Genomic DNA, 17,102 nt, shown 5'->3' with positions numbered 1-17,102 from the left:
GTTATTTGAAATTAATTTGATTATTTTGATTGTCTTGATAACTACATTCGATTCTTATATTTCTGATTCCATATACTGAGCCTCCACCCCAATTGTTTAAGTTATTTTGTCCTGCATACAAATAACCTGTTGTTAAAAACTGTCCGGAATCATCATTATAAATCCGGCATTCTATATTTTGAGTTTCTTTAGTGAGATCTGCCCTGTAATAAAAATATAAATAGTCCCAAAGATTGTAATGATCGGTAACAATATCTTTATCAATAAATCTATGTCCCCAATTACCAGAATCCAATCTGTATTGAATAGGCAAATCAGTATAGTTTACAAACTTTATATTCGTGTTTACAATATTTAATTGCTGACCCAAATTTTCTTTATATATCTGAAAAACAAGTCTTTTATCTATAAGTGTTCCGAATTCAAATCCTTCGGGAATTGTCGGCAGGTTATTTCCAAAATATCTGTAAATGCCGTAATTAGATTCTATCTGATAGTATAATCGATAATATTCGTAATTATTTAATCCTTCTTTTGGAAACTTTTTTGCTTTAACAGTGTAAGGTCCATTGTCTAAAAAGTACTGTCTTTTTTCACTGCCGTAGGTATTTCCAATTTCTATGATCTGATCTTCAGTCCCATCCTGGCTTATAACCAGTGGAAATTTCACTTCTTTTCCGCCATTATCTAAGTTTATATAATAATTGATAAATCCGTTATCCATAGAAGCTAAGCTGTTTGCAAACATTACCGCTTCTTTACCAGTAGTAAGGTCCTCTTTATGTTTTAAAGAATCTATTAATTCCGCAAATTGATCCTGGGTGGGATTGTCTCCTTTTTCAAAATAGGTTTTCAACACCTCCCGTGATGTTATTTTATGTTCTTCCATATTTTTTATATTTTTTGTCTGGATTTCTAATATGATGTTTTTTAGTTTTGTGAAAGTATTTTACTTTCAGTATTCTGTAGCTGCTGTGATTTATTATTTACAGCAGAAAAAACTATTTAAGGCTCTAAATAATAAGATCCAAAGTCTGTCTTTGCTCCAACGGTATTGCCATCTCCAAAGCGCTTTAAAGCAACCAAAGGTTTAAAGCTATTGACTCCTGTAACATCACTATTAAAAGTTTTTACCGCATTACCTGCTCTTACTGTAATATTAAGAATATTACCTACTTTTGTAAATATTAGAAGAGAATCCGTCGCATTTATTTTTTGATTAACTGGAGTAGTATCATAAGTCTGCTCTATAAAATTTATACTATTGTAATAATCCCACGTTCCCGTTGAAAGACTTGCTAAAAAACCGTTTAAAATACCTATATTCTTATCTGCAGAACTCTGTGTAATACCAACAATACCTTGATTATTATTATATGAAGAACTATATCCGAAAGATAATCCAATTTTAAAAACCCAGTTTTTATTAGCGGATAATACCAAATTAGGATATGCACAAGCCATTATTTCTCCAGCTCCAAATGATGTTACTGCATCGCTTTTTAAGTATATACCATTAGAAGCTGTCATTACAGCAGCAGTGTTTGGATTAGCATTAATTAAATTCCAATCTTCTACCGTTAAATGTGTAAATTGTAAATTCCCTATATTCATAATAAATTCATTTAAATCCTTTACATTGGTATCTAATGCGGTAGGACTGTTTGTGTAAGTGTGAACTATATTTAAAGTTTGTGATGTTGGTGTAACAGGGTTAGGTAAAGTATCCGGTATGGTTACAACCAGAGCATCACCTTCTACAACCTGTTTTGTATTTGAGTCTATTCTTAAAACTTTGGGATGGTCTTTGTAATCAATGCCTACATCCTTCAGTCCTTTCAAAAAATAAGCATTTCCTAAAGTATTCCATGTAAAATCCGCATTCTGAGTGAAAGTTCTTGCCTGAGTATTGGTAAGATCTGCGGTAGCAATATTACTTCCCAAAGTTCCCCATGAACTTCCGTTCCAGAGATAATATCCGGCAACGGCATCAGTCTGATAAACAATAGCTCCCGCCTGAATGGTTCCTAAAGAAATAGCAAGCCTTTGAGCCTGAGTCATTCTTGGAGCGATAAGCGCTGCTTTAGAAGAAGAATCAACAGACCAGATAATATTATTGTAGTTATTGCTTCCAAGTCCCGAACTGGTTCCGTTATCCTGTAATAGGCTGTTAATAAATGTTGAGCCGTTCCATCTTCCGAGATAATTCGCTCCCATGGAAGGTCTATCAAATTTATTATTAAATGTATTCCAGTCTGTATTACTCAGATAACCTGAAGTATTCGTATTAGACTGAGATATGCTTAATGTTCTGTCTGACGATAAATTGCCTCCTCCCTGTAACGGAGAAACAGTATTAATAGCTACGTTTTTTTCTGCTTTTGTATCCAATACCGTCTGTAAGCCTGAGATGTTGGAAACCGCAAACATCACATTAGAAAGCACATTTCCTTTGCTGTCTTTTAACTGTAAAATGTTGGAATTTAAAGCCAGCTGCGTACCTACATTATTTACAAAATCGGCGACAGGAATACTGTCTAAGAGCTCATTGTCCGCATTATAAAGTTCCAATGACGCTGTAGCAGTATTATACCTTAAATCTGTCCCCTCATTGTCCAGAGACTGCAAAGAAATTTCCGACAATACATTTCCCTGAGCATCTGTTAATGACAATTTTTTGTTGGTAGGTGACCACAGAAGATCAAAGTCTAATGACAGATTTTCTAATCCTTCGATTTTTTCTTTAGGAATACTTTCCTTTTTATGCCAGTAAGAATCTAAAAATTCTGAGAACTGAGCTTCGGTAGGTTTCTTTCCTGTCTCAAAATAGAATTTTAGAATTTCTTTTGTAGTTGATTCATTTTTTTCCATACTTAATTTTTTAACTTTTCTAAGTTTTTAGCACAGCTGATTTGGATCCAATAGTATCTGTACTTGAGGGTTCAAAATTCCTTATTTTTTTCTTCTTATTAAAGTTTTTAGCCTCCTGCATTCTGTAGTTGCAGTAAGTCGTAAATTTTGTATAGCTTAAGAAGCTTTTATTTGACTGTGGGAAATTTTACTGTTTTTTCAAAAGAAAAAATAAGACGCTCATATTAATAGATGAAAAAGTATCCGAAAGGAAAACGAACATGAAAACTTTTATCGAGCTATCAAAAATTAAAAAGAAGAAAAATAGAAATGAAAAACTCGGGTGTAAAAAAAGAAACTGCCTCATTTTTGAGACAGTTTCTTTTTATTATCGAAACAAATCCTTTGACCTATATAATGTTCTCGGTACAAAATGATCATCTTCAAACTTAATTGTTACATTCTTTGGAACATCTTTAATCTCTTTGATATAATCTCCTGTAAAACATAGAGAAATAAAACATTCGGACACTAAATTAGATAAAAAAGACGTATCAAACTCTTTAATTTCATTCGCCTCAAAAATTAAATACTCCAGATTAATAAGATGATCTAAATTCTCAACTTTGGTGATCTTATTTTCATTTAAATTTAGTTCTCTTAAGTTTTTCAGATTAACCAATCCTTTGATTTTTGAAATTTCATTATAACTTAGGTCTAATACTTCTAAATTTGTTAAACTGTCTAAGCCTTCAATTTCTTCTACATGAGTAGCCGAAATAAAAAGTTGTTTGAGATTGTGTAAGGTATCCAAACCCTCAATTTTTTCTACTAAGGTTCCATTTACTCTCAATTCTTCCAAATAGGGAAAACGCTCCAAATCGGTTATTTTTTCAATTTTAGTTTCTCCAATATTTAAAGAGCGTATATTTTCATTAACATTTATCTTTTTTATATGATCAATTCTAGTCAGGCTGACATCTAACCGTTGTAAGAACTTTAAATGTTCCAAACCATTTACTTCAAGATAGCGATTGCCTCCACCAATATATAATATTTCCAAATTCATTAAATCGCCCAACAAAGAAGTATCTTTAAGTTCAGTTGCTGCCAAATCCAGATTTTTCAGACTTTTTAAATCTCTTAAATACCTAAATGATTTTTCCGGTAATTCATTGCCGGTTAAATCTAATGTTTCTAACCGTGAAAAAGCATTTAATGGACGTAACATTTCCACATTACAATATGGAAGGGCTAATTTAACAAGACTGTCTGCTATTGGTAATAATATACCGATATCCTTTAAATCAACCTCATTCAAATATAATGTTTTAATATTCCCATCTTCATCTACATCATAATAATTTTCCCTGATATGTTCTTTGGAATAGATCACTTGAGTATTAAACTCTTTTTCTAATTTTTTTATAAAATCTGTCATGGTTATTTTGAAATTTCTCTGCTTAAAAGTTTAAAGATAAAATAAAAAAGGAAAATTTCTAATTGAAATTTTCCTTTAAAAGTTTTAAGGGAGTGATCTTTCAAATGGTATTATAGACAAAATTATTTAAAAATACCTTTGGGTTTTCTGTACAGAGATACAGGATAAGGATAATTATTATCAACATTAATTTTAACATTTTTAGGTGCTGCGTCTTGAATCACGTCAATATCTTTAATATCGCGTATGTAAATATGACATTCTGAAACTAAATTATAAAAAAAAGAAGTATCAAAATATGTGACAGTATTATTAGGCTCTAGCAATAAAAGCTCAAGATTTACAAGATTATCCAAATTTTCAACTCTTTTTATTTGATTTTCATTAAGGTTCAATCGTTTCAAATTGATTAGATTATCCAATCCTTCTATTTTTGATATTTTATTAAAATTTAAATCTAAAACTTCCAATCCAGTTAAATTTTCCAAACCCTCAATACGCTTTATCCTGTATGTAGATATAAAGAACTCTTTTAGATTTTTTAATGTATCCAATCCTTCAATTTTTTCGACTAAAGTACTTTCCATATTAAGGCTTTGCAAATTAGAAAACCTTTCCAAATGCATTATCTTTTTTATTTTAGTCCCTTTTATATTCAGTGAAGGGATATTTTCATTTATTCTAACTTTTTCAATGCTATCAATTCTACTGTAAGATGTATCTAAATGCTGTAAAGATTTTAAACCTTCTAAACCATTCACTTCGTAAAGGCGGCTACTACTACCAATATACAATTCCTGCAAATGAGTAACGCTGCCAAGTGGCGATGTATCCTGAATGTTTGTTCCACATAAATCCAATCGTTTAAGTTTTTTCAGATGGCTTAAATGACTTAATGTGGATCCGTGCAAACTATTAAGTCTTAAGCTTAATGATTCTAAACGGCTAAACGATTTTAAAGCTCCTATAGTTTTGATATTGCATTTAACAACAGCAAGATTAATCAAACTGTCTGCTATGGGTAGAAGTACTTCAAGTTTATTTAAATCAACCTCATCTAAATAAAGTGTTGTAATATTTCCATCATCATCTGTATCAAAATAATTTTCCCAAATATGTTTCTTAGAATGAATAATTTGAATATCAAACTCTTTTTCTAGTTTTTTTATGAAATCTGTCATGGTTATTTTGAAATTTCTCAGTTTGAGAGGTTAAAGATAAACTCTTTAATAAAAAAACTAAACTTTTAATTAAAGTTTAGTTTTAAAAGCTTTTTCTCAGAAATTATTTAAAGAAACTTATACTCGTATTTAGTATGAATATTTCCAGACATAATCTCTTCTATTATATCAAATTCATCATAGTCATCAGTATAATAGTCTGTTTTTTGTGTGGCTGCTATTACTTTAGTTCTCCTGTTTATTTCTGCAAATACTCTTTTAAGTTCTTTTTCGTGTGCTATTTCAAAAATATTTTCTCTAACATAAAAAATTACAGCTTCTATATTTTTGTTATCAAACGATCGAAAATGTACCGATATATTATAACCAAGTTCTTGTCCGTATTCATTATAACCCCAAAACATATTGTATTCATAACTACCTCCGGTAGGGTTTTTCTTAAATTCCTCTAAAGTTTTTAAGGCATCTTCCATAGTTTCTGCCTCTACTGTTTTTGAATCATCAAGGTTACTATCTGGGTTAGTATCTTCAAAATAAAAACGGCTATAACCATAAGCAACAGTGAAATTATTTTCTAGCATAATTTCATCTACTATATTTACAATATCTTTTGTAGGTGTCTTTTCTATTACAATAACAGTGTCGGTTGTAAAATTTCCCATAATTATTAAATTAGTTTATTAAAATCTTCAGTTGATGAAACCAATGGCGCATTTTTAAATTTTGTATAATCTTCGCCTGTTCTATCTGCTATTCCTCAGTTACCTGATTTATTTCAATTAACTTTTTATCCATCTCATAATTATTTTTTCAGATTTGCTCATTTGAAGGAACAATTTGGGTATCAACTTATTCTTCTAAATTCTTTATAAAATCTGTCATGGTTATTTTGAAATTTTTCAGTTTGAGAGCTTAAAAACAGTCCTTTAATAGAAAGGGAACCTTCTATTGGAAGTTTCCTTTTTTTGTAAGGTTTTATTTAATCAATAACATATTTATATTTTTCATCAATTTAATCTCTTAAATCAATATCAAATTTTTTATTTTTTATATATTTCAGATTATATTCTAAATCTAAGTCCGTCCTAAAATCATCTTCACTATCTCCTATACTTCCCACCACTAATTTATAATCAATACAATTAGCTAATTTTATAATAATGTCATTTTTTATTTCATTCTTATTGATATAGTTTTGGTGGCTTGCATTATAAAAGACTTCTATACCTTCAATAAATTCATCATCCCAAGAAACATAATTTATACTTAATGTAAATTCAATGTCATCATGTCTGTAAGATAACAAACCAAACCCTCCCCAAGAACATACCAAATCAATTATATCTTCATCAGTCATTGATCTATCTAATTCAATAGGTTCATGCTCTTCTTCGTTTCTTTTGTCATTAAAAATAACTCGCTGATAATAATTTTTTTCAATTAAAATATTTATTTCTTTAAGCTTCTTATGAAAATCAGAAAGAAATGTTTTTGGATCTTGTTTTTCTTTAAACAATATTAAAGTTGAATTGTAACTTCCCATAATTTTTTATTTTTTATTTACCTTCTCTTACTTCTGTCATTCCTTTACTTAGTAACCATTTCTTTAATCTAGGATCTATATTGTCGATTGTGACTTGATAAACCCATTTTTTGGGAGGAATAATGACATTCCCATTTTTATCATATACCGTTCTTTTGCCATTAAAAATATCTCTAAGTTTTAACCATTGATCATAAGCATCACCAGACAATTTTTTCGCATCCGAAAAAATCGTTTTATTTTTAACTTCTATCATTTCTTCTTCTGTAAGAACATCAATTTCTGTAAATTTAATTAAACCTCCTTTGTCTAAAAAAACATCTACACCAATGCTAACGGACAATCTTCCACTGTCTAAAGCATCTAAAGCTGTTCGGACTTCGGCATATTCATCTTTAAGCTTCGAACTATTTCCTTGTATCATTAAATTAATCTTATCTAATTTATCTTGACCTCCAGGAATTTTAATCAATTTATTTCTTTCAATAATAGATAAGGGATTTCCACTATCAAAATCAACTACAATTCTATTTCCATTTAGTGTAGGGTTAACTTCACCATGGATATGCACAGTTGCTTTATCTCTTTCAACTTTATCTGTAACAATTTTAAGTTCTTTTAATTCATAAGTTTGTTTTATATTTTTTAAACGTTTCTCTCTTTCTTTTGAAGTTAAACTATTATCTTTTAGCAATTGTGTACCTTCTCTTACCCCTTCTTCTAAATCCCTCTTCTTTTCTTCAGTAGTACGAAGGTCTTCCCTTTTTTTCTTCTTCTCTTTTTTATCACCGAAACCAATCTTCCCAAGCAATCCTTTAGCCTTCCCTTTAACAAAGTTCCAGAACTTCACAATGGCATTATTAATACGCTGTCTTATTTTTCTTACTACGCCGGTAACTTTATCTACCAATCCGCCAAGACCTGCCAAGGAAGCCAGAAAGCCTATCACGACTGGGATTGCTCTTCCCAATGCATTTTCTATCGCCTTCGCTACCGCTGCTACATTTCCGCTGGCAATCGCTTTAATACCTTCTGTAATGGCTTTTACCAGCTCCATGATCTGTGCTGCCTTCTGGATAAAGAATTTCACCAGATCGATAATCATCATTGCCGCTTTTACAAACGCTCCTGCCGGAGTAAGCAAGCCCAAAATAAACTTAATTCCTGCCTGTATTGCCTCCGTTTTAATGATATCGATAATGGTATCCATCACCGTAGCTTTAATATCGGCAAACTGGTCTTTCACATGTTCCCAAAGTCCGGCAAAACCATCTTTCTGAACAATCTGTACCATTTTGAAACTTCCTTCAAGTACCTTCATTGCAGGCTCTCCAACTACTGAAGCTCCAATTCCTCTGATATTATCCCATGTTAATCCCATCATCTGGGTACTGATGGAGAAAATACCTTTTAACGAGAATATATCTTCCGGCAAAGTGAAAGAAATATTTTTCATTGCTCCGGTCAGCCATCCGAAGAAACCGGTCTTAAGGTGTGTCCAGATGTTGGTTCCGAAATTAGTAAATCCTTGTGAAACTCCGGCAATAAGATTGGATAAAAATCCTATCGGGTCTGCAACAATTGCCATGACTGCACTTACCGCTCCGGAAAGCAGCTCTGTAAGTGTTTTTCGGATTTCCATAATCGTTTTTGCCACTCCCACCGTTGCATCTTCTGCAGCTGCGATGAATCCTCGGTTACGGTTCTTAATATCAACAATCAGTTCATCCACTTCTTTCAGTGCATCATTGTACTTCGTTGCCAAAGAATCGATTAATGAAGATTCTTTTTCACTGATCGAATTTTCAAGTTCTTTAAACTGTCCCTGAATTGCATCAATATCTCCTTTAATGGCTTTTTTTACATCCGCAGGAAGATTTTTAATAAAGGTAACTACTTTCTGTCGTCCGGAAGCAATGGACGCTTTTGCGGCATTCAATCGTGAGGTTACTAAATTGGCTATAGTATCAATAATACCGTCTAACCTTTGAAGAAATATCTTTCGTCCTTCAACGAAAAATATATTTACCTCATCTGGTAATTTTCTATTCCAGGCGTCTTCCAAACGGTTTCCATATTTATCCGCTCTATACCAACTGCCATATCTTTCATCTTTATAGTTATCTATTTTTTTAGTAACATACCTTTCAAATGCAGATTTGGCATCTTTAGCTCCTGCGTCGAACAACTGTGTAACTTTACTTTCCAGATCATCCAACTGTCCGTCAACCGATTTTTTGGTCTCTGCATAAATAGCATTCAGCTTATCCACAACATCCTGATGTTTGGCGGTATTTTTCTCACCGGCTTTATGCTGCTTGTTGGTTACACTATCCAGCAGTCCTTTTCTGCTTTGGTGCATTCCCTCCATTGTGCTGTTGGTTTTGCCCTGAGCTTCGCGTTTAGAAGCTTCCAGCTTTTTGCTTTCTTCATTTTTAAATTCCTTTGGAGCCTTTTCCGCGTTGTCTTTAGCTGCTTTTTTAGCATTAAGGGCATTGATGAAATCCGGTTCGTTGGATTTTGCCAACTGCTCATCTGTGATCTGTTGCTTAGCAAACTGCTGTTCAACAGACCTGTAACTTTTAGCAATCGGCTGGCTGAGTTCGGAGTCTCCTCTCTTAGCAGGCATTGCTTCAGAAGCTTTTATATTTACTTTAGAACCTATTTTCGGATCTGGCAGTGCCGTTGCTTTACGCTGTGCAAGTTTGGTTTCATCCGGTTCTTTCTTCGCAACTTCAGCAATCTTGCCTGTTACATTATTTTTAGCCGCAATAACGTCTGCTCCTGCCGATTTGTTTACTTGCGCAATATTATTATTTTTTTCAAAATTATCTGCCTCTTTTTCATTACTTGGCAGTTTCATTTTGGTGATTTTGCTTTCTAATTTTCTCTTGAAATCTGAAGCTTTAAAAGGCTCTGATCTTTGCTGACTCAACTGTTCTACCTGTTGACCCCTTGCTTTCGATTTTCGTTCTCCGGCAGGTACGGCGGCGGCAGCGTTAGCATGGCTTTCCGCCTTTTCTTTGGAACTGTGTGTGCTTTTCACTTTTGCCGTATTTTTAACCAAACCTATAGTCTGGTTAAATTTCGGATCACTGTTCGCGCTGGTTGGCGTTGTTCTAGCGGCTTCTTCCTGTTCGCCTGCTAAAGTAAACTCTGAACTAAGATCCATTGCAGCAACGGAATCCTGCACTTCAGATATGTTAACAGAATCTGCTAATTCTGAAACTGCTGTTTCAGAATTACTATTGCCATTGCTTTGAGCCATTGCAGCCTGTTCCTCCAAGGTCTTCGGCACATACGTTCCGGATTTCAGATCATGATAATCTTTAACCTGGCTGATGTTCAGCGTAGAAGTATAATTTTTTTCCGCTTTTTTTGTTTGCGGATGATTGATATCCCCGGTTTCTGCCAGACTTTCCTGATGCTTTTTAAACATGATCTCAGAACCCTGATCGTAAATGGTCTGTGAACCGTGAACCGGAGCAATAATTCCGCTTGCATTCGTCTTATTGATATTCGGGGTTGCGAATCCTGCGAGAGCTGCAGATTCTTCAGGTTTTTGGGTTTGTAGAGGAGCCACTTCCGCCACAGGCAGAGGTACCACCACCGGCTTTTTAGCCTTCTGCTTTTTGCTCTGGCTATGATGGTTTTTATTGTCTTTTTCTACAGGTTTTGCTGCTTTCATTAACTTGGTGTTTTTTAATTATATTTTGTTTAAAAGGCACGTAAAGCACAACAATGGAAGCCGTGCTTTACCGTACCTGATGGAACTGAAAAATCAGACCCGGTAACGTAGTTTTTTAAGATTTTACTGCCTGTAAGGTGTACACAGCGTTATGATGAGAAATCGGAGGTGCTGTGCTTTTTTTCTTTTGATCCGGCTGAAATTCCAGATTCAAAATTCAGAATTTTTAAGGAGAATAAGCCTTTTTTGGAGCGGGGGATTCTGTAGTTGCAGTAAGTGGTTTCCTGAAATGATTTCTGATGACGGTAATACGGAAATTTACTTTAAACTTTTTACCACAAAAGATGCAAAGAGTTTAACACTTTAGTTTTTAAGTTTTATGCTTAACTTTAACTGGACACTAAATTAGTACATCCAAAATCCTGGCGCTGGTTTTGGAATTGGTACGGATAAGGTTATAATATTGTTTTCTTCATAAACATAATAATACCAATCTTTTTTTCCTAATTCTTTTTTTGTACTCATATTTATTTTGTTTAATAAAAATGAGGCTATCTCATTTTGAGATAGCCTCGTTACAATTTATTTACTCTGTTATAAAGATATAAAATTAATGGTTACTCCTTATTTTCCTTTGGAACAATCTCTCCTGTTTCAGTAATGGTATATTTTTTATAAAAACTTTCAACAGTTTCAGGTTCTCCGGTAAAGGGATTTCTTCCGTATCTTAATACATATTCGTCAGCATTGGCTGGTTCGCCCATATTACCCATAAAACGTGGAGTAGAATCTGCATTATAATTATCCCACCATTCTTTTTCTTTTCTTTTTTCTTCTTCTGACATTAAGTCTCTTTTTCTGGCTTTTTCTTCTTCGTATATTTTTGAATTAAACAAAGCAATTTGGCTTTTGTGATCTTCTGATAATGAATCGTAAATAGCTCTTCTGACTTCTCCGTCTTTTTGATACAACATAATTTTTTCCAATAAAATATCGTCAAGAGTTTCGGGCAAATTGTTGAAATCTATATAAGGTAATTGAGCATTTCTTTCTTTTCTATATTTTTCACTCTTATCAGATTCTTTAAATGAAATGTACTGTGCTTGTTGCTCTAGGCTTAGAATATTAAATACCTCATTAAAAATAGAATTGTTTAAATCTTCTATATTTAATAATAATTTTAAATTAAACTCTGGTAATTCATTTTTGAAGGGTGTGAAATCGTATATTGCAAAAATCATATTTTTTATTTTAATGGTTTTACTAGTTCTTTATATTGTATTTCATAATATTTTATTCCTTTAACTTCTTTCACAAGTTTTGGTTCTGAGGTTTGAAGAAAATATCCTTCATTCATAAGAACTTCTTCTTGTATCATTGTAGAAGGAGGATTAGCATTAGAATGTCTTGTACGTCCAAGGTTGTTACCCCAATCAGACAAGTCATCAATATATACACCTTCTACAGTTTCTATTATTCTAATAACGGCTACCTTTTCTCCTTTTCCTGCATTCTTTGCTGAAAGTTCGACAAATCCTTCGGCAACTTCTCTCTTTAATGAAGATGATACCATTCCGGCTTCAAAAGCTATTTCTTTACCTTTTCCATTCTTTAAAGTTGATTCAAAATAATCTAAAGTCAACATACGTCCGCTATATACCGTTTTTCCATTCATATTTCGTTCTTTAACTTTTCTAAGTTTTTTCAAGGCACTTTTTAGATTTCTATATATCTGACTGTTATATTCACCCCACCAAGTAGGGGCAAAACGCGCAGGAACGTTTGTTACTCCTCCCTCAACAGTAAAAACATGAGTGGAGGCAAGTTCAAGATTAGTTGCAGTACCGGTAGGTAATAACTTATTTCTACGTTTTAAATTTTTAATAACTTTAAATGATTCTTTAATATCGGGTGTTTTTTCCCAAAAGTGATACCATCCATTCTCTCCAAAGAATTTTTCATAACTTTTTACTGCTTCTGTGAAAGCCTTCGGATTATATTTATAACTTTTAACGAAGTTAATCAATTTGTATTGATTGTATTGATAATTTATTTCTTTTAAAACTTTAGGATCTGCAGAAATTAAAGCTTTCTCATAATTCATAATCTCAACTTTTGATAAATAATTATTTAGATTAAGTTCTGGTGTTTTACCACCCATTAAATTTTCAGGAGTATCAATAAATTCCGAATACTGCTCTGGGTTGAAAGATTGTTTTTTTACTTTCGGTTTAGTATTTTCTTTTTTGAAAGATTTAACTACCCAATTGTTTGCCTTCTTATAAGCTGCTTTAAAACTTTGAGATAACTTGATCCATCTATCTTTTTTAAAAGCGGAGGCTATTAATCTAGGTAAAAATAAAATTTGTGCTTTAAGACCATTTTTTAAGTTAATAAACATTCGCTTACCAAAAGTTTTCGGGTTTCTTTTTGCCAGATCTTTTATGGAAGCTCCTCCTTTTTTCGAGGCTTTTCCACCTATCATTGCCAAAATAGCCATACCTGAATTGGTAATATCACTTTTTAATTCGCCAGAATTTTTGAATAAAACATCAGCCGTTTTTGCCGTATGTACGTCATAAATGTTTTTAATTCCGTTTAATATATTCAATCCTAATGCAATCGCTCCAACCCAGAATGTTATAGTTCCCATTGTTATGGTAGCTCCTCCCAACCAGGCAGCTAACGGCGCCAAACCACCAAGAGTGAAGAAAGATCCTACGGCAGCAGCTACTGTTAATATTCCTAATATTCCTGTAATTACGCCAGCTATGACCAGTACTTTATTGGCTATTCCGGCGGCTTTTTGAAGAATCATTCCTACGGGATCTTCTGAGAATCCTTTCCAGTTTGTTAAATCATCCCAGATTCCACTTATAGAGCCTGAAATTGCCTCATACCACGCTTTTGGACTGAAAATAGATTCGATGAATTTACCCACATCTGTCCATGTAATAGACGTAACGTCATTCCAAATATCTGAAAACGCAATAGAAATAGACATCCATAGTCTTTTTAAACCGGTAATCCTGTTCAGATTTTTGGTAACTAAGTTTAATGGTTTTTGTAAGGCATCTTTACGTTTGTTATTATAAACTTCTATTTGAGCATTTCTAATGCTTTCAACATTTTGCTTGATTAAACCTTGATGTTCTGCTTGATCTTTATCGTAATTAGCATTTACTTCTTCAAATTTATCTTTTAGTAAATTTTGTTCGCTTGGGCTTAATTTTCTTAAGAAAGCTACCTGTTGCTCTTCTGTTTTTAATTTTGCAAAATCAATTAATAAACTTTCTGCCTGATTAAGCTCTTTAGGAGCCTTTTGAATTTTATCTTTTTCTTTTTGTATTAAGCTGTTTCGTCCTTCAACTGACGCCATATTGGCGTAATAAGCATTTTGAGTTTTTATAACCTCACGTTCGATAGCATAAGAATCCGTTATTAATCCGTCTGCTTCCTGGTTTAATTTTTTACTTTGCGACTCTACCTGTTTTAGCTTAGGAGTAAGTTTTCCTAACTCTCTTTTTGCTTCCTTATTCTTTTTAGTATCTGATGCCAGTTTAGCTTTTGATTTTAATATTGATGCTCTGGAAGACAATATTTCGCTCTGTATTTTTGCATTTTTAGCTTTAGATTGTTGAGCTTCTTGAGACAGTTTTTGAGTTGTATTTCCTGCCTGAGTTACAGCTTGATTTATCGTATCCGCGTTAGTACTTAATTCATTTAATTTTCTAGTGAGGGTTCCGGAATCAGCATTTTTGGGATCTTGATGTTTTTGAGATCCATTAAGTAAATTTTTTGCTTCACTATTGAAATCACTTGCCTTGGTCTTATTTTTATTATATTCTTGTTGATAGATTCCAACTTCCTGTTCTACCTTTTGTTGTCTTTTTACTGAGGTTTCCAGTCCTTTTTCCAATTTACGGATGAGAGCTTCTTTACTTTCTATGCTATCTTCTGATTTCTCTAAATCAGCATCTGATTTTTGAATTTCTTTTTGAACCTCTTTAATTTTACTTTTTAACGCATTCGCAGCTTCATTTTGAGTCTTCACCTGAGACCTGGCTTCTACACCCTGATCTCTAAACTCTTGTGCAGCCGCAACCAATCCAACGATATTGAGTGTTGTTTGTGCATCGGGAGCAATTTCAGCTTGTTCGCTATCAACAGCCTTATCCATTCTTGGAGTAACAACAGGTTGAATATTTTTTGGAATGACAAAATTGTCATCTTTTTCTATCTTAGTTTTTGTATTTAGATTATTATTAGATTTTTTTCCATCCTTAATTTTGACATTCCCCGAATGAGTGAATATATTTTTATCAATCCTCGTTTTTGAGCCACTAGTATTGGCTTTGTATAAAATCGGCTTAATCGGAGGTCTTTTAATCTCAATTTTTCTCTCTTTTGGCTTTTGGTCTATAATAGGTTTTAACGTTTGTGATTTACTGCTAATCTTTTTTAATGCTTCTTTTTCGTCTATCGTTTTCGCAGCAGTTTTCTGATTTTTAACCATTTGGTGAACCGCTGCCTGTTCCTCCAACGTTTTCGGCACATACGTTCCGGATTTCAGATCATGATAATCTTTAACCTGACTGATGTTCAGCGTAGAAGTATAATTTTTTTCCGCTTTTTGGGTATCCGGATGATTGATATCCCCGGTTTCCGCCAGACTTTCCTGATGCTTTTTAAACATGATCCCGGAACCCTGATCGTAAATGGTCTGTGAACCGTGAACCGGAGCGATAATTCCGCTTGCATTCGTCTTATTGATATTCGGGGTTGCGAATCTTGCAAGAGCTGCAGATTCTTCAGGCTTTTGTATTTGTAAAGGAGCAACTTCCGCCACAGGCAGAGGTACCACCACCGGCTTTTTAGCCTTCTGCTTTTTGCTCTGGCTATGATGGTTTTTGTTGTCTTTTTCTACAGGTTTTGCTGCTTTCATTGACTTGGTGTTTTTTAATTATATTTTGTTTAAAAGGCACGTAAAGCACAACAATGGAAGCTGCGCTTTACCGTACCTGATGAAACTGAAAATCATACCCGGTATTGTAGTTTTTTAAGATTTTACTGCCTGTAAGGTGTACACAGCGTTATGATGAGAAATCGGAAGTGCTGTGCTTTTTTTCTTTTGACCCGACTGAAATTCCAGATTCAAAATTCAGAATTTTTAAGGAGAATAAGTCTTTTTTGGAGCGGAGGATTCTGTAGTTGCAGTAAGTGGTTTCCCGAAATGATTTCTGATGACAGTAATACAGAAATTTACTTTAGACTTTAAACTTTTTTACCACAAAAGATGCAAAAGAGTTTAACACTTTAGTTTTTTAAGTTTAATGCTTAAATGAAAAAAAAGAGCACATAAGTTTAAAAAATCATTTTTTTTGCCCTGATTTTCTAAATGGTACATTTACTGTTATGCAATTTTATTGCAGTATTCTTCCTCTACGCTCCACTGTCCTGTACCGAAAGCTTACTGTGATGTATTTTTATTGCAGTATTCTATATTTATATTCCACTGTTATGGATTGAAAGCTTGCTGTACAGCAATTTTAATAAAATGTTCTACATTTACATTCCACTGTCTTGGATTAAAGGCTTACTGTTCTGCAACTTTATTACTGCTCACCTTTTCTACTGCTTACTGCTTAACATTTTAAGCTTACTACAGTACATTTTTACTACTGCTCACCTTTTCTGCTGCTTACCACAGTACATTTTAGGCTTACTACAGTACATTTTTACTACTGCTCACCTTTTCTGCTGCTTACCACAGTACATTTTAGGCTTACTACAGTACATTTTTATCACTGCTCACTCGTTCCATACTCCAATACACTATATTTTAGCCTTACGGCACTACAATTTTATTCAAACCCACTTTTCCTAAAGCTTAGTACACAAGATTCAAATAGTATCTTAAAGGAGTTTAGCCTACTTCATGTAATGACGTTTTCAGATGTTGGTTTTTAACAACAATAATTAATTGTTTTTGATGTTTGTCCTGCTTCGGAGGATTTCTTTGTTCTTTATTTTATCTCTTCTTTCTTCTCTTTTTCTTCTTCAGGCTGTCTGTTTGGCTGGTTTCCGATGTAAAGATTCATGGTAGTATCAATCCAGTTAGGAAGATTGGTGGTAATCATTTTCAGGAACTTGTCGTAGCCATAACCGAGTACAAACAATATTCCTGTAGAATACCATTTGTTGTGGAGTTCGGCACTTTTCATGACATAGCTCATGGTGAAACCCACAATAATCACGATAATTAAGGTGATGATATGTTCCCAAGGCCTCTTTTTTTCTTTGTTCTGTATGGAGATCAATACTCTTAACAGTCCTCCCGAAAATGCAATGGCAGTTCCGATGAGGAGGGCTTTTATGCTATCTAAATTCATTCTTCAT

General features: G+C 33.3%; 10 protein-coding genes. All 10 read right to left on the bottom strand.

Annotation, left to right across the window (positions count from 1 at the left end):
* Position 1: 1 nt before the first annotated feature.
* Positions 2-889: a hypothetical protein gene (locus BW951_RS16395; protein WP_076394855.1), complete on the bottom strand. Its 888-nt coding sequence runs from the start codon at positions 887-889 to the stop codon at positions 2-4.
* Between the two features lie 116 nt (positions 890-1,005).
* Positions 1,006-2,871, bottom strand: a complete 1,866-nt coding sequence (locus BW951_RS16390) for a hypothetical protein (RefSeq protein WP_076394853.1) — start codon at positions 2,869-2,871, stop codon at positions 1,006-1,008.
* Between the two features lie 367 nt (positions 2,872-3,238).
* Entirely contained in the window at positions 3,239-4,291 is a 1,053-nt protein-coding gene (locus tag BW951_RS16385; protein WP_076394851.1) for a leucine-rich repeat domain-containing protein, read from the bottom strand.
* Between the two features lie 122 nt (positions 4,292-4,413).
* On the bottom strand, positions 4,414-5,472 hold the full coding sequence (locus BW951_RS16380) for a leucine-rich repeat domain-containing protein (RefSeq protein WP_076394849.1): 1,059 nt from the start codon (positions 5,470-5,472) through the stop codon (positions 4,414-4,416).
* Positions 5,473-5,579: 107 nt separating this feature from the next.
* On the bottom strand, positions 5,580-6,134 hold the full coding sequence (locus BW951_RS16375; protein ID WP_076394847.1) for a hypothetical protein: 555 nt from the start codon (positions 6,132-6,134) through the stop codon (positions 5,580-5,582).
* A 350-nt stretch (positions 6,135-6,484) separates the two neighbouring features.
* Positions 6,485-7,015 carry a hypothetical protein gene (locus BW951_RS16370; RefSeq protein ID WP_139326188.1) on the bottom strand — a complete coding sequence of 177 codons (531 nt, stop codon included), beginning with the start codon at positions 7,013-7,015 and terminating at the stop codon, positions 6,485-6,487.
* A gap of 13 nt (positions 7,016-7,028) precedes the next feature.
* The gene (locus BW951_RS16365; protein ID WP_076394843.1) at positions 7,029-10,703 is read right to left on the bottom strand and encodes a phage tail protein; all 3,675 of its coding nucleotides are present in this window, start codon (positions 10,701-10,703) and stop codon (positions 7,029-7,031) included.
* Between the two features lie 617 nt (positions 10,704-11,320).
* Positions 11,321-11,944: a hypothetical protein gene (locus BW951_RS16355; RefSeq protein WP_076394839.1), complete on the bottom strand. Its 624-nt coding sequence runs from the start codon at positions 11,942-11,944 to the stop codon at positions 11,321-11,323.
* 5 nt (positions 11,945-11,949) lie between these two features.
* Complete coding sequence (locus BW951_RS16350) at positions 11,950-15,648, bottom strand: coiled-coil domain-containing protein (RefSeq protein ID WP_076394837.1); 3,699 nt, start codon at positions 15,646-15,648, stop codon at positions 11,950-11,952.
* 1,081 nt (positions 15,649-16,729) lie between these two features.
* Positions 16,730-17,095: a hypothetical protein gene (locus tag BW951_RS16345; RefSeq protein WP_076394835.1), complete on the bottom strand. Its 366-nt coding sequence runs from the start codon at positions 17,093-17,095 to the stop codon at positions 16,730-16,732.
* Between the last annotated feature and the right edge of the window lie 7 nt (positions 17,096-17,102).

This window comes from Chryseobacterium gambrini, assembly GCF_900156825.1.
In the GTDB taxonomy this organism is placed as follows: domain Bacteria; phylum Bacteroidota; class Bacteroidia; order Flavobacteriales; family Weeksellaceae; genus Chryseobacterium; species Chryseobacterium gambrini.
This window is presented reverse-complemented; position numbering and strand designations above follow the sequence as displayed.